The sequence below is a fragment of the Pseudoxanthomonas sp. genome, from assembly GCF_051953815.1.
Lineage (GTDB): Bacteria > Pseudomonadota > Gammaproteobacteria > Xanthomonadales > Xanthomonadaceae > Pseudoxanthomonas_A.
Genome location: NZ_JBQCIJ010000039.1, coordinates 152,609 through 167,436, shown reverse-complemented (window position 1 = coordinate 167,436; position 14,828 = coordinate 152,609). Strand labels below are relative to the sequence as shown.

At 67.2% G+C, this 14,828-nt stretch carries 8 protein-coding genes; 2 read left to right on the top strand and 6 right to left on the bottom strand.

Annotation, left to right across the window (positions count from 1 at the left end):
* Positions 1-69 precede the first annotated feature (69 nt).
* Both ACTHN1_RS12035 and ACTHN1_RS12030 read right to left on the bottom strand, forming a co-directional pair.
* Entirely contained in the window at positions 70-2,637 is a 2,568-nt protein-coding gene (locus tag ACTHN1_RS12035) for a glycoside hydrolase family 3 N-terminal domain-containing protein (RefSeq protein ID WP_440471177.1), read from the bottom strand.
* A gap of 103 nt (positions 2,638-2,740) precedes the next feature.
* Positions 2,741-5,581 carry a TonB-dependent receptor gene (locus ACTHN1_RS12030; RefSeq protein WP_440471176.1) on the bottom strand — a complete coding sequence of 947 codons (2,841 nt, stop codon included), beginning with the start codon at positions 5,579-5,581 and terminating at the stop codon, positions 2,741-2,743.
* 203 nt (positions 5,582-5,784) lie between these two features.
* Between ACTHN1_RS12030 and ACTHN1_RS12025 the strand changes: the two genes are divergently transcribed.
* Both ACTHN1_RS12025 and ACTHN1_RS12020 read left to right on the top strand, forming a co-directional pair.
* Complete coding sequence (locus ACTHN1_RS12025) at positions 5,785-7,236, top strand: glycoside hydrolase family 30 protein (RefSeq protein WP_440471175.1); 1,452 nt, start codon at positions 5,785-5,787, stop codon at positions 7,234-7,236.
* A gap of 73 nt (positions 7,237-7,309) precedes the next feature.
* Positions 7,310-8,323, top strand: coding sequence for a LacI family DNA-binding transcriptional regulator (locus ACTHN1_RS12020; protein WP_440471174.1), 1,014 nt, complete (start codon positions 7,310-7,312; stop codon positions 8,321-8,323).
* Positions 8,324-8,445: 122 nt separating this feature from the next.
* On the opposite strand, the gene ACTHN1_RS12015 is transcribed toward ACTHN1_RS12020, so the two are convergent.
* The 4 genes from ACTHN1_RS12015 to ACTHN1_RS12000 all read right to left on the bottom strand — a co-directional run bounded on the left by ACTHN1_RS12015 (position 8,446) and on the right by ACTHN1_RS12000 (position 14,820).
* Positions 8,446-10,020, bottom strand: a complete 1,575-nt coding sequence (locus ACTHN1_RS12015) for a sodium/sugar symporter (protein ID WP_440471173.1) — start codon at positions 10,018-10,020, stop codon at positions 8,446-8,448.
* Positions 10,021-10,356: 336 nt separating this feature from the next.
* On the bottom strand, positions 10,357-10,767 hold the full coding sequence (locus ACTHN1_RS12010; protein ID WP_440471172.1) for a hypothetical protein: 411 nt from the start codon (positions 10,765-10,767) through the stop codon (positions 10,357-10,359).
* A gap of 65 nt (positions 10,768-10,832) precedes the next feature.
* Positions 10,833-12,950, bottom strand: coding sequence for a S9 family peptidase (locus ACTHN1_RS12005; RefSeq protein WP_440471171.1), 2,118 nt, complete (start codon positions 12,948-12,950; stop codon positions 10,833-10,835).
* A 52-nt stretch (positions 12,951-13,002) separates the two neighbouring features.
* Positions 13,003-14,820 (bottom strand): hypothetical protein, encoded by a 1,818-nt coding sequence (locus ACTHN1_RS12000; protein ID WP_440471170.1) that lies wholly within the window; start codon positions 14,818-14,820, stop codon positions 13,003-13,005.
* Positions 14,821-14,828: the final 8 nt, after the last annotated feature.

The window sequence follows — 14,828 nt, the reverse complement described above, 5'->3', positions numbered from 1 at the left end:
GAAACGCCTGCCCCCGTCGATGCGTTCATCCCTCCATGGCGCGTTTGCGCCATGGATCGCCTGCCGCCATCAGCCGCCCGTCTTGCCGCACTTCACCGCATCGGCATCCGCCGCCGCGCCGGCCACCACCTTGATGTTGGTGAAGGCCGCCGAGAACGGCGCATCGGCGTCGATCGCGAACGGCATGTCGATGCCGCCCAGGTTCGCGCCACGGTCGGCGAAGCAGGACAGCGGCACCTTGACGGTGTGCTTCTCGCCGGGCTTGTGAGCGGACAGCAGCGGCGCCAGGTCGATGCCTTCGCCGCAGCCCTGGGTGCAGCCGAAGCGCAGGGTGACCTTGCCCTTGGGCGCCTGCGCGAGTTTCACGTCGAACAGCAGCGCACCCTTGTCCTGGGCAATCGAGGCCATGCTGGTCCCGCCCGCGCTGCGCGCATAGAAGCGCGCCGGCGCCAGCCAGGTGACTTCCTTGGCGTCCTGCTGGGTGTTGACCTGCACCGTGCGCACGCGCAGCGCCGGCTTGTCCTGTGGCCATTCGACGGTCTGGTTGAGGTCCGCGCCCAACGCGCGATCCTGTCCCGCCGCCGACAGGTGCAGCGCATACGGCGCGGCATCGGCGAGGTTGAAGACCGCCACCGTGGTCGCTTCACCGCAGGTGGCCGGCAGGGCTTCCGGCAGCCTGGCGACCTGCCCGGGCTTGGCGTAGGACAGGCCGTATTCCAGCCCGAACTGCGCCGGCTTCTTCGGATCCGGATGGTTCGACGGCGCCGGGCAGGCGTCGCCCGGCCACGGGAAGGTCAGGCGGCCACGGAAATCGTGCGCCGGCTTGCCGTCCGCGCCGGCGAACAGCACGTCGGCCACGCCCTTGCCTTCGGTGCCCGGCAGCCACGCGGCGACGAAGGCGCTCGACAGGTTGATCAGGTCGTTGGTGAACAGCGGACGTCCCGACAGGAACACCGTGACCACCGGCTTGCCGGTGGCCGCGGCGGATTTCAGCGCCGCCAGATCCTCCGGATGGCGCTGGCTGTGCGCGACGGTCTGGTACGGCAGGATGTCGCCCATCATCTCGGCATAGGGCGTCTCGCCGATCACCGCGATGACGGTGTCGAAGCTGGCCGGATCCACGCCCTCGGCCGATTCGCGGACGGTGACGTTGGCATCGCCCACCGCCTCGCGGATGCCGGCCAGCAGCGTGTCCGCGTTCGGATAATCGGCATTGCCGTTGTCGGTGCCCTGCCAGGTGAGCGACCAGCCGCCGGCCTGGTTCGGCACGCTGTCGGCGTTCTTGCCGATCACCAGTACGCGCTGGTTGCGCTTGAGCGGCAGCGCGGCGTTCTCGTTCTTCAGCAGCACCAGCGACTCGCGCACCGCCTGGCGGGCCAGTTCGCGGTGCTGCAGCGATTCGGGCTTGCCCGCATGCGGGCTGTCGGACGGCTTGCGCTCGAACAGGCCGGCGCGCAGCTTGACCCGCAGGATGCGGGTCACCGCGTCGTCGATGCGGGCCAGCGGAATCTCGCCGCTCTCGACCTGCTGGATGGTGTTGGCGATGAACGCCTTCCAGTCGTCCGGCACCATGATCATGTCCATGCCGGCGTTGATCGACGCGGCGCAGCTGGCATTGCTGCATCCGGGCACCTGGCCGATGCCGTTCCAGTCGGACACGATGAAGCCGTCGAAGCCCATCTTGTCCTTCAGCGCGCCGGTCAGCAGATCCTTCGCGCCATGCATCTTGCCGTAGTCCTTGCCGGCGGCGACGTCGTTCCAGCTGTTGTACGACGCCATCACCGTCTGCACGCCGGCTTCGATGGCGCCGTAGTAGCCCTGGCCGTGGACATTGATCATGTCGCCCAGCGGCACGGTGGAATTGCCCTGATCCTTGCCGTTGTCGGTGGCGCCGTCGCCGATGAAGTGCTTGGCGGTGGCGATCACGTCGCCATCGCCCTTCAGCGTGCCCTGCATGCCCTTGACGTAGGCGGCGCCGTATTCGCGGATCAGCGCCGGCTCGGAGGAATAACTTTCATAGGTGCGGCCCCAGCGCGCGTTCTGCGCGACCGCCACGGTCGGCGCGAACGCCCAGCCGATGCCGGTGGCGCGGGTGGACTGCGCGGTGGCCGCGCCGATCTTCTCGATCAACGCCGGATCATGCGCGGCGCCCAGGCCGATGTTGTGCGGGAAGATGGTCGCGCCGAACACGTTGCTGTGGCCGTGCACGGCATCGGTGCCCCAGAGGATCGGCACCGGAATCTTGGCATCGGTGCTCATCGAAGCCGCGTGATAGGCGTCGGCCAGGGCCAGCCAGTCCTTCACGTCGGCGTGCTTGTTCTTGGCCGGCCACGAACCGCCGCCGTTGAGCACCGAACCGATGTAGTACTTGCGGACTTCCTCGGGCGTGATCGACTTGATTTCCGCCTGGGTCATCTGCCCGACCTTCTGCGCCAGCGTCATCGACGCCAGGATTTCCTTGATACGCGCCTCCAGCGCCGGATCCTGCGCCACGGCGCTCTTCAACCGGGGCCAGTCGGCGAGCTTCGCCGGCTCGGCGGCTTTCTGATCGGTGGTGGCCGGTTCCTGCCTGGCGCAGGCCGCCAGTCCCATGGCCAGGCAGACCCCGCTCAGGAGCGCGATATCACGGATTTTCACGTCTTGTCCTCCGGACGGTTCAAAGAAAAAAACGGCGGATCGCTCCGCCGTGCACAGCATCGGCCGCCGGCGGCGCTCGCTGAACGCCGCCGGCGGGACTTCATCAGTTGAACTTGTAGCTCACGCCGAACATGAACTGGCGACCGTATTCGTTGTATTCCAGCGGCTGGCTCGCGCCGCCACCGAACTCCGAGTCCTGCACGGTGCGGTAGGGCGAGTTGGTCAGGTTGTTGACCTGGAACAGGAACGACATGCCCGCCATGTTGCTGCCGTCCGGGAACTCGTAGCTGAGCTGCAGATCGGTCTGGCGGTCGGCCAGGATCGTGGTGTAGGCGCGCGAGAAGAACAGGTTGTAGATCTCGCCGCGGAACTCGGAGCGGTAGCGCTCGCTGACACGTGCCGAGAAACCGTTCTTTTCGTAGTACAGCGTCAGGTTGGCGACATCGCGGGACAGGCCCGGCAGGCGGTTGAGCGCCGCGACGGTGGAGGTCGTGTTGCTCGGATTGATGTTGCTCTCCGTGTACGACGCGCTGAACTGCGCACCGAAGCCATCCAGGACCGGCGCGAACATGCCGAAGTCCAGCGCCGTGCTCAGTTCGGCGCCGCGCAGGTAGCCGCCCTTGTCGTTCACCGGCGTGGTGAAGGTGCCGATGTTGGAAATGGGCACGATGGTCGGATCCGGATTCGTATAGCCGGAGAAATCATATTCGACCGTATCCGGACGGATGTAGTTGTCCAGGCTCTTGTAGAACAGCGCCAGCGCCACGTAGCTGGCCGGGCCGAAATACTTCTCGAACGAAAGATCCGCCGCCTTCGCGCGCCACGGCTCCAGGTAAGGATTGCCGCCGCTGCCGCTCCAGCGCCCGGCGTCGGGACCCGTGGCGTTCACGCTGGCATTGGAAGCCGCGCGCATGTCGTCGATGCGCCCCCGTGCCAGTGTCTTCGCCGCGCCAAAGCGCACGAACCAGCCTTCGCCGAAATCCGCCACCAGGTTCAGGCTGGGCAGTACGTCGTCATAGTCGGTACCGGCCGATACTCCACCCAGATTGTCGACGCTGGCGACGTTGAAACCACGGGAGGATTGATCCGTCTTGATGTACTGCACGCCCACGTTGCCGCGCAGGCGAACGCGCTCGCCCAGGTCGGTATCGATATCCAGCTTGGCGTAGAAGGTCTTGACCTTCTCCAGCACCGAGAAATCCTTCTGGAAATCGTTCTGATCCATTCGCAGGGTGATGTCGTAGTAACGACTCAACGCGTCGTTGACGTCGTATGCCAGCACGTGCGGAATGCCGACGAAACCCAGATTGGTCGGAGCGACAAGCACGTCGTTTCCGACCGTGATCGGGGTGCGTCCATTCTTGAGATTGGCGTAGTAGACCGTCGAAACCTTTTCCTTCTCGCGACGGCTGAAGTTGGCGCCAACTTCCACACCGGTGAACGGACCCGATTCAAAGTCGCGACGCAACTCGAAGCGGGCCGCCTTGATGGTGTCCTCCAGATGCGGGGTCTCGATGCGGCCGTCGCGGCCCCAGTTGGATGGATCGCTCAGCACGACGGCGGAGGGATCCCCATAGTTGCGGCCGAACGAGAAGCGGGCGAACTCCGAGCTCAGTGGCGAGCTGTAGCTCAGTGTGTCCAGCACCGGACTGACGACGCCACCGGCGCCCACGGTCTGCAGGCCGGCGTAGGTCTCGGCGATGCTCTGCTCGCGCTCGGTGGTGGAGTAGCTCAGGTCGGCCTGGGCCGTCCATTTGTCGGCGAAGTGCCAGATGTTCTTCCAGCCGGCCGAGAACATGTCGTCCTGGCGCCGGTTGTAGTCGTTGCGGACGACCGGTTCGATGTTGCTCAGGTTGCCGCCGGTGACGATATCCACGTTGCCGCGCCGGACCACCGACGGATTGGCGATGGAGACGCCGTTGCCGGTCCACGGATCCTGGCTCCACATGATGCCGCGCATCGTCTCCTTCTGATCGAACTTGGAGTAGTACAGATCCAGGATGCTGTGGAAGTTCTCGTTGGGCTTGTACTCGAACACGCCCATCAGGCCATCGCGGATCTGGTCGCTGGAACGCGCCCAGGCTTCCGCGCCCATCAGCATTTCCGCGCCCGCGGGCTTGCCGGGAATGCCATCGGCCGGGAACCAGTCGGCCGAACCACCCCACCACCAGGCCTTGTAGTGCTTCTCCTGGAACGGCGAGTCCAGGTGCGCGTAACCCAGCGCGATGCCGATGGTGTTGTTGGCGAACTGGTCGATGTAGGAGGCGCTGAAGCGATTGCCCAGGCTGTTGCTGACACCCGAGTTCAAGCGACCGAAGGAGTTCTTTTCGCCACGGGCGTTGATCACGATCCGGCGCTGGCCGTATTCGAGTGGACGGATGGTCTGCAGGTCGACGGTGCCGGAAAGGCCTTGGCCGATGAGCTTGGCATCGGGGGTCTTGTACACGGTCACCGCATTGATGAGCTCGGACGGATATTGGTCGAACTCGACGCCGCGATTGTCGCCGGTGGTGACCTGTTCACGGCCGTTGAGCAGGGTCGCGGCGAAGTCCGGGGCAAGGCCGCGGATGGCGATGACCTGCGCGCGGCCATTGACGCGCTGCGCGGCCAGGCCGGGCAGGCGGGCAATCGACTCGGCGATGCTCACGTCCGGCAGCTTGCCGATGTCTTCGGCGGAAATCGCCTCGACGATCGAACTGGATTCGTTCTTGGTGTCGATCGAGGTCGCGATGCTGCCTCGGATGCCGGTCACCTGCACCTTGTCGAGGGTACTGATGTCCGGGTTCTGCTGCGTCCCAGTGGCCTGTTCCTGCTGCGCATCCTGGGCATGGGCCGCGAACGAGGACACCAGCGCCAGCGCGCAGGCGGAGGCGAGCAGTTGTCTGCGGGGGGCGAAGCGAAGGTGGGCGCCGGCGGTGCCCGGAGTGTGTGCGTGGTGTGTCATGCGGCCCTCTCCAGCCTGTATTGACAGCGCTGTCATACTGTCGCTCAATGTGACTTGTCAACACAGCGGCGTGCATCCAGTCGGCAATTGCCGTCATTGTTGGCGCATGGCCGGCGGTGATCGTCGTGATCGCTGCAGCGCAGCATCGAAAGTGCGCGGACATCTGGCGGTTTTTTCGCCATCCCGAACCGAGGAACAACTCCATGAAGACGACCGTCCGGTGGCGCAAGCCGCTTGCCTCCTCCGTCCTGCTGGCGACGCTGCTCGCCGCTGGCCTGGCTGGCGTCGCGCATGCCGGGCCGCAGGCGCGGGTCTGGATCACCACCAGCGATCACCGCCAGGCGCTGCAGGCGCAACCGGAGGTGGCCTTTGGCGATCAGTCCCCTCGCCGGATCCACATCGAGGTCGATCCGCAGCAGCGCTATCAGCACATGGTGGGCTTCGGCGCCTCGATCACCGATTCCTCCGCCTGGCTGATCCAGCACCGCATGTCACCGGAGCAGCGCGATGCGCTGCTGCGTGAACTGTTCGGTCGGGAGAACGACGGGCTGGGCCTGAGCTTCACCCGCCTGACCATCGGCGCCTCCGACTTTTCGCGCCACCACTACAGCCTGGACGATCCGCCGGACCGGCAGCCGGATCCGGAACTGAAGCACTTCAGCATCGAACCCAATCGCGGCGATGTGGTGCCGGTGACCCGCGCCGCGCTGGCGATCAATCCGCGGTTGCAGGTGATGGCCTCGCCCTGGAGCGCGCCGGCCTGGATGAAGTCGAACAACAGCCTGATCCAGGGCACCCTGCGCCCGGAGTACTACGACGCGTTCGCCCGTTACCTGGTGAAGTTCGTCGATGCCTACGCCGCCGAGGGCATTCCGATTTTCGCCCTCACCGTGCAGAACGAACCGGACTTCGAACCCAAGGACTATCCCGGCATGCGCCTGAACGCGCCGGCGCGGGCACGCTTCATCGGCGACCACCTGGGACCGCTGCTGGCGACCCGCGAGGACGCGCCGCAGATCTTCGACTGGGACCATAACTGGGACAAGCCGCAGGAGCCGCTCGGCGTGCTGAACGATCCGGCCGCGGGCAAGTACGTGTCGGCGATCGCCTGGCACTGCTATGGCGGCGAGGTGGAGGCACAGACGCCGGTCCACGAGGCGTTCCCCGGCAAGGACGCCTACCTGACCGAGTGCTCCGGCGGCGACTGGGAGCCGATCATCAGCGGCGGCCTGACCCTGCAGGCGCGCGAACAGATCATCGGCGCCACCCGCAACTGGGCGCGCGGCGTGCTGTTCTGGAACCTCGCGCTGGACCAGGACGGCGGCCCCCACGCCGGCGGCTGCGACACCTGCCGCGGCGTGGTGACGATCGACAGCCGGACCGGCGCGGTCAGCCGCACCGACGAGTACTACGCGCTGGCGCATGCCAGCCGGTTCGTCCGCCCGGGCGCGCGCCGGATCGCCTCCGAGGGCGAAGGCGGCGATCTGGACCACGTGGCATTCCGCAACGAGGACGATGGCTCGCTGGTGCTGCTGGTGACCAATTCGGGACGGCGCGCCCGCCGCTTCTCGGTCGGCCAGGGCGAGGACACCCTTCGCTATACCCTGCCGGCGCGCAGCCTGGCCACGTTCGTGTGGACGCCGCAGGCACCGTGACGCGGCGCGCAAGGCGCATGCCGCGCGCTCTGGCAGAATGACGCCCTGGAAGAGGTGAAGGAACCCCAGCGCCATGCGCATTCGGATCGAGGACGTGGCCGCCGCCGCCGGCGTTTCGATGAAGACGGTGTCGCGCGTGCTCAATCACGAGCCGAACGTGCGCGAGGAAACGCGGCGCCGGGTCGAGGAAGTCGTCGCCCGCCTGCAGTACCGCCCCAATCCCTCGGCGCGCAGCCTGGCCGGCCAGCGTTCCTACGTGGTGGCGCTGGCCTACGACAATCCGTCGCGCAACTACCTGATGGAGATCCAGAGCGGCGTGCTGGAGGCATGCCGGGCGCAGCACTACACCCTGGTGCTGGCCCCGGTCACTTTCGGCCAGCGCGGCTACATGGCCGACATCACTTCGCTGGTCGAGCATTTCGGCCTGGATGGCGTCGTGCTGATCCCGCCGCTCACCGACGACAAGGTGCTGCTGGCGCAGCTGGAGGAGCATGAGATTCCGTTCGCCAGCATCTCCCCGCGCAGCCGCCGCGGCCGCATCGGGGTGACCGTCGACGAACATGCCGCGGTCTGCGATCTGGTGGCCGAACTGGTCGCGCTCGGCCACCGCCGCATCGGCCACATCAAGGGACACAAGGCGCATGGCGCCTGCGCCTGGCGCTTCGCCGGCTACCGCGACGCGCTGGAGCGCGCCGGCATCGCGTTCGATCCGGATCTGGTGGTGGACGGCGAGTTCACCTTCGAATCCGGCGTGCATGGCGCCAACCAGCTGCTGGATCTCAAGGATCCGCCGACCGCCATCTTCGCCGCCAACGACGACACCGCCGCCGGCGTGATCCGGGTGGCGGGCCTGCGCGGACTGAGCGTGCCGCGCGATCTGTCGGTCTGCGGTTTCGACGACACGCCGATCTCGCGGCACATCTTTCCGGCGTTGACCACCGTCCGCCAGCCGACCCGCGACATGGGCCGGGTCGCGACCCTGGAACTGCTCAACAGCATCCGCGATCCCGACGCGGGCCGGATGGTGCCGATCCAGTACACCCTGGAGCTGCGCGAATCCATCGCCGCGCCGCGCCGCAGGCGCTGAAGGCGCCGCTCCGAATCAGGCGGGAGCGACGCCGGTCGCGGCGAGAACCCCGCATTCGCCCGCGAAGCGGGTTCAAGGTCCGGTGCTTCCCATTCATCGGCCGGTGAAACCCGGCCGATGGATCACCAGAAGATCGTATACAGCGCGAACAGGATGATGATCACGCCCACCGCGCCGATGTTGAACATGCCCGGCGTGCGGTAGTCGATGTCGTCGGTGCGGATGAAATCCTTGCCCTCGGCGCGCGCGGTCATCAACGACACCACCACCGCCAGCACCAGCGCGGCGATGAACACGATGCCGACGCGGTCCATGAACGGCAGCAGGTAGACGCCGGTCTTCTGCGCCCAGAAGAAGGCAGCCGACAACAGCACCGAACCCAGCGCGGCGGCCAGCGCGCCGGCCTCGTTGGCGCGCTTCCAGAACAGGCCGAGCAGGAAGAGCACGACGATGCCCGGGGTGAAGAAGCCGGTGAATTCCTGGATGAACTGGAAGCCCTGATCGAAACTGCCCAGCAGCGGCCTGGCGGCGAGGATGCCCAGCAGCACGGCGATCGCGGCGGCGATGCGGCCCACCTTCACCTGCTTGGCCTCGCTTGGCCTGCTCTTCGACTTGGCGTAGAAGTCGAGGGTGAAGATCGTGGCCACCGAGTTGATCTTGGAAGCCAGCGACGCGACGATCGCCGCCACCAGCGCGGCGAACACCAGGCCGAGGATGCCGGTCGGCAACAGGCGCATCATGGTCGGGTATGCCTGGTCGGGCTTGTCCAGTCCCGGCGCCAGCATCACCGCGGCGATGCCCGGCAGCACCACGATCACCGGCATCAGCAACTTGAGGAACGCCGCGAACAGCATGCCCTTCTGCGCCTCGCCGATGTCCTTGGCGGCCAGTGCGCGCTGGATGATGTACTGGTTGAACCCCCAGTAGCTGAAGTGCATGACCCACATGCCGCCGATCAGCACGCTGAGGCCGGGCAGATCCTTGTAGAAGGGATTGTCCTTGCTGAGGATCATCTCGAAATGTTCGGGATGCTGCGACCACAGCTTCTGGAAGCCGGCGACGATGCCCGCGCCGTCACCAAGCTGGTTGAGGGTCAGGCCGGCGACCAGCAGGCCGCCGAGAATCAGCAGCGATACCTGCACGATGTCGGTCAGCGCCACCGCCTTCAGGCCGCCGTACAGCTGGTACACCAGCGCGAACACACCCAGCAGGGTCAGCGCCAGCATCTGATCCATGCCGGTCACCTGGCTCACCGCGATCGAGCCCAGCCACATGATCGAGGTCAGGTTGACGAATACATACAGCAGCAGCCAGAACACTGCCATCAGGGTGCGGATGCGGGTGCCGTAACGCTGCTCCAGGAACTGCGGCATGGTGTAGATGCCGTTGCGCAGGAACACCGGCAGGAAGAACTTGCCGACCACCAGCAGCGCCAGCGCCGCCGTCCACTCGTAGGACGCGATGGCCAGGCCGATGGCGTAGCCGGATCCGGACATGCCGATGATCTGCTCGGCGGAAATGTTGGCCGCGATCAGCGACGCGCCGATCGCCCACCACGGCAACGACTTGCTGGCCAGGAAGTAGTCCTTGGCGTCCTTCTGATGACCGCCCTTCTCGCGCGACACCCACTGCGCCAGGATGAAGATGCCGGCCAGATAGGCCAGGACGATACCGATATCGAGCGAGGACAATTCCACTACGGACTCCCGTGGCGATGGTGGGCGCATCGTGGCGCAACGGGCTTCCGGGGAGCGCGAAGGCGTCGCGGGCCTATCGCGGGTTCCGGCGGCTCTCCTGCGCACGAATGGGCGGAATCGCGGCATCACTCACCGGAACAACTTTCCCCGCCAGTGATGACAGCGCTGTCAGATTACGCAACGAAGTCACGTTTGCATCGTGCGATGCACCAATCCCGCGATTGGTATTTCTTTGGTGGTGAAGCCGATGATTTTAGATCGGTATAAACACACCGGGTACCCGCCGGGGCACGGATCCGGCCAGTGCGGGATGCGGAGATGTGCGCGAAGACCGGCTTATTCGTGGGCCGCGGCGCAGGCCATCACATGGTTGTAGTCGCTCGACATGCAGCGGTAGAACTCGCGGCGCGCGCCGGCGGCGTTCTCGCAGTCGGCAAGGGTCAGGGTTTCCAGCCGCGTTTTCAACGGCGCCGCCATGCGATCGTAGTCCGCGCGCCCCAGGTAGCCGTCCTGGAGATTGCGTTCGCCGACCTCCAGCATCGTCTCCACGCCCCAGCGGGCGTTCTCCACCGCCTTGGGACAGGAAAGCTCCACGTCGGCGTCCTGCACCTTGAGCAGTTGCAGGGTGATCGCGTTCACGTCCTCGCGCACCTGCGGGGGCAGGGTGCGCACGGCGCCGTCCGCGCGCTCCGGCAACGCCATCGCCGGCATGCCCAGCAGCAACAGCCACGCACCCGTCCACGTCATCGCCGCAACCCGCCATCCCGCCTGTTTCATCGCGTCCTCCCCGAGAGCGCGCGAGTATAGCGACGTCATCGTGGCCGCAGTTGCTCGTCGTCCAGGCGCAGGTTCCTGCGCAGCGCTTCGCGCAGCCCGGCATCCGGCGGCAATGGCGCGCGTCCGCCCAGGTGCCGATGCAGCATCGCCTCGACCAGGTACAGATAGGCTTCGCGGGTGACCGGGTTGACCAGCTGGTGGCGTCCCTCGGCATCGACGAACAGGGTCACGTCCTTGCCCAGCGATTGCAGTTGCGCGGCGTAGTGCAGCACGCTGCGGATGGGCACGCGTTCGTCATCGGCGCCGGCCAGCAGCAGCACCGGCCGGCGCAGCAACGCGGCGTTGGCGATCGGCGACTGCGCGCGCAGGCGCTCCATCACCCTGGCGTCGGCCGGATCCAGCGAGAGCATCCGCATGGTCGCCGCCATCGGCACGCCCCGGGTCATCTGGTCCCGGCCGCCGGCATACCAGCGCAGCACCCAGCCGAAATCCGCCGGCGGCACCGCGGCGATGCCGACCTTGAACAGATCCGGCTGGAAGGTCACCCCCTGCAGCGCCGAATAGCCGCCGAAAGAAGCGCCGAGGATGCCGACGCGCTCGCCGTCGCCGATGCCCTGCGCCAGCAGGTGGCGCACGCCTTCGACGATGTCCTGCTGCACCCGGCCGTTGCCGAAATCGCCGTTGCCCGCGAACAGGTAACGGCGCCCGTGCCCGGTCGAGCCACGGAAGTTCGGTTCGAACACCACGTAGCCGCGATTGGCGAGCATCTGCGACTGCCCGCTGAACTCCGGCCGGAACAGGTTGAACGGACCGCCATGCACGTTGGCCACCAGCGGCGCGCGGGCGGCGTCCACGCCGGGCGGCACCAGCACGAAACCATGCACGCGCATGCCATCGGAGGCGCGCCAGCTGAAAGCGATCTTGCGCGCCATCGCGGACTCCGGCAGTCGCCGCACGGCGGTGCGGTCATGACGGAAACCCAGATCGCCGAGCACTTCGCGAAGTTCACCGGTCCGGGGGTCGTACACATGCAGGCGCTCGCCCTTCAGCGAAGCGGCGCGCTCGTGCACCAGCCAGCGCGCGCCCGCGCCGCGTCCGACCTCGATGCGGAGATCGCGATCCGGCAGGCGTTGCCGCAGCACGCCCAGCGACCGGCTGGCTTCCGCCTGCAGGCCATAATCCATGGCGACCGTGCTGCGGTAGCTGGCGAACAGCGGCTCGCCGGTCACCGGATCCCGCGTGACCTGCGAAAGGTCGGCTTCGCCGCGCGGATCGCCGTGCAGCGTGGTCAGTCGCCCGTCCGGATCCAGCTGCGCCAGACGACCGAGATCGGCGCCGGCGTCGGTATTGAGCAGCAGGATGCGTCCCTGATCACGCGTGCCCAGCATCGAGCAGCGTTGCAGGCGTTCGCAGCGCAGCACCGGCCGCGCGCGTCCCTGGTCCATGCGCAGGATCACGTGCGCTTCGCCCTCCAGCCGGGTGAGGTAGGCCAACCGGCCCATCGGGTCGACTTCGAAATCGATGATCTCGCGGCTGTCCTCATGCACCTGCGTCCGCGCGCCCTTCACGTCAACCCGCTGAATCCGCCAGCGCCGGGGCTGGCGCGACGCGGGTGGAGGACTTTCAAGCACGAACGCGGCGGCGGGCGAAGCGGGATCCACGCCGACGAAGCGGCGTTCCCAGGTGCCTCCCAGCCGGTCGATCGCGCCCGAGCCGGATTGCCCGGCCACCGCCAGCGCATACAGTTGCCGCGCCGACGCGAGGAACAGCCAGCGACCGTCGCGCGACCACGACAACTCGCTGGCGTCGGTGTGCACCAGCACCCGTCGCGGCGTTCCGCCCGCGGTCGGCAGCAGCCATATCCCGCGATTGGCGCCCTCGTCCTTCAGGTAGGCGATCCGGCGGCCGTCCGGCGACAGCCAGGCGCCGATCAGGACGGGCCTTGCGATGAAGTCCACGCGGGCGAACGTCGGCGCCACCGGACGCGCGCGTTCCGCCGCGACCGCGGCGCGGAGATCGGCGTCCTCGTCGGCGCGCGCCGCGGCGCAGAGGGTGACGAGGAGCAGCGCCGATGCGAGCCTGCGAAGGACGGACGGGGACGTTGCGGGCGCGCGCGGACGCGGCGCCGCCATCGGCAGCGGTGACTTGTTCATGGGCATTCTCCAGGGTCCGGCCGGCGAACCGGCCAGGGACGGATGCGGAAACTCAGGCCAGGGCGGGTCGCGCGAGGAGCTGCGGCGCGAGCACTTCGCGGCGCGGGTGGATCAGGCGCAGGCTCATCAGCGCCGGCAGGCTGAGCACGCCGCAGGCGAGGATCCAGCCAAGCCGCGCGGGCCGCGACAGATCGGTCTGGCGCGTCCACCAGACGCCGCCGAGCAGCGACAGCAGCATCAGCACGCCGGCGGTGATCCACACCGATCGCGGCACCGACGGCCGCGCGGTGTCGTTGACGATCTGGAACCCCGCGAACAACCGGCTGGCCGCGCGTTGCAGTTCGTAGATCACCGGCGAAGTGAACCAGTTCTGGTAGCGCCACAGCGGCGGGAAACCGCTCTTGAGGTCGCGCCGCATCACCGCCGTGGCCACGCCGCGGTCATCGATGCGCATCATCTGCTGGTAGGGCGCGGCGCCTTCGGCGTTGTGGGCCTGGCGACTGAACAGGAACGACACCAGATAGCCGTCCAGCAGTTCGATCGCATCGGCCCGGTACAGGTCGCCGACCCGGCCCGGGATCGCCAGGCGCTGGCGCGGGGTGAGCATGCCATCGCTGCCGACCAGGTCGCGTCCGTCGTAGAAGTACGCGGCGCGATCGCTGAGCAGGACCAGATCGTCGCCGACGCGGTCATAGCCGGTGATGCGCTCCCCCGCCGGCAATCGCATCCGCGGCACCACCCGCTTCTGGTCGCTGTCGTACTGGTAGATGCGGCTCTGCGAGATCAGGCTGTTTTCCGGGCCGGGCATGACCGGTTCCGGGAATGGCGCGTCGCCGTCCACGCCGAGTTCGCCCACGCCGCGGCGATCGACCAGGCTGTAGCCTTCCAGGCGCATGCGGTCATGGCTGAACACCCAGCGGATGCGGTTCTGGTCGTCGTCGAATTCCATCGGCACCAGGTTGGTCAGCTCGTTGCGCACCGGCGTGGCGCGCAGGCCGGGACCGAACGGGAACACCTCCGAGATCTGCGCCTGTTCGCGCCACAGCGGCGCCTGCGGATCGCGGCTGCCCTTCAGGCCCATCACCATCAGATCCTTGCCCTCGGCGTTCTCGGACTCCTTCTCGCCGCCGGCCATCGGCACCGGCGCGTTGTTGGGGTGCGAACCCTGCGCGATCCACAGGAACTCCACCCCGAATCCCACCATCACCAGCGCGATCCACATCGCCAGCTGCAACGGCACGGCGGTGAAGAAGGTGCGCGGCGCGGTGTGCGGCGCGGCTCCCAGATCCGGTTTGAAGGCGACCCACACCATCCCCGCCAGCATCGCCAGCAGGATCAACTGCACCGCGATCGCGCCCAGCCCGCTGGCCTGGCTGAACGCCAGCCACGACAACAGGGCCAGGCCGCTGTAGCCGTAGCGTCGGTTGGCCAGCATCGCGTAGGCGCCGGCCAGATACGCGCACACCGCGATCAACCAGGCCGACACCCCGAGCAGCAGGTGGCGATGATCGATCACGCGCGCGGTCATGAATTCCTGCCAGCCCGCCAGCACCCACAGCGGCAACACGATCGCCACCGCCAGTTGCACCGCGCCCGCGCCGCACAGCATCAGCGCCAGCCTGCCGTGCGGAACCGGCCGGTGCAGCAGGTTCATCCAGGTGTTCGACTTGCGATAGCCGCCCATCTGGTAGAGGCCCAGCAGCAATCCGGTGACGCCGTAGACGCCGCCCAGCACTTCGTAGACCAGCCGCGGTTGCTGGGCCAGATCGACCACCCGGGTCATGAACCCGAGGATCACCAGTTGCAGCAGCGCATAGGCGATCGCCCAGATGCGGAAGCGCTGCATTTCAGCCTTGAACATGTCCCACATGATCGTGT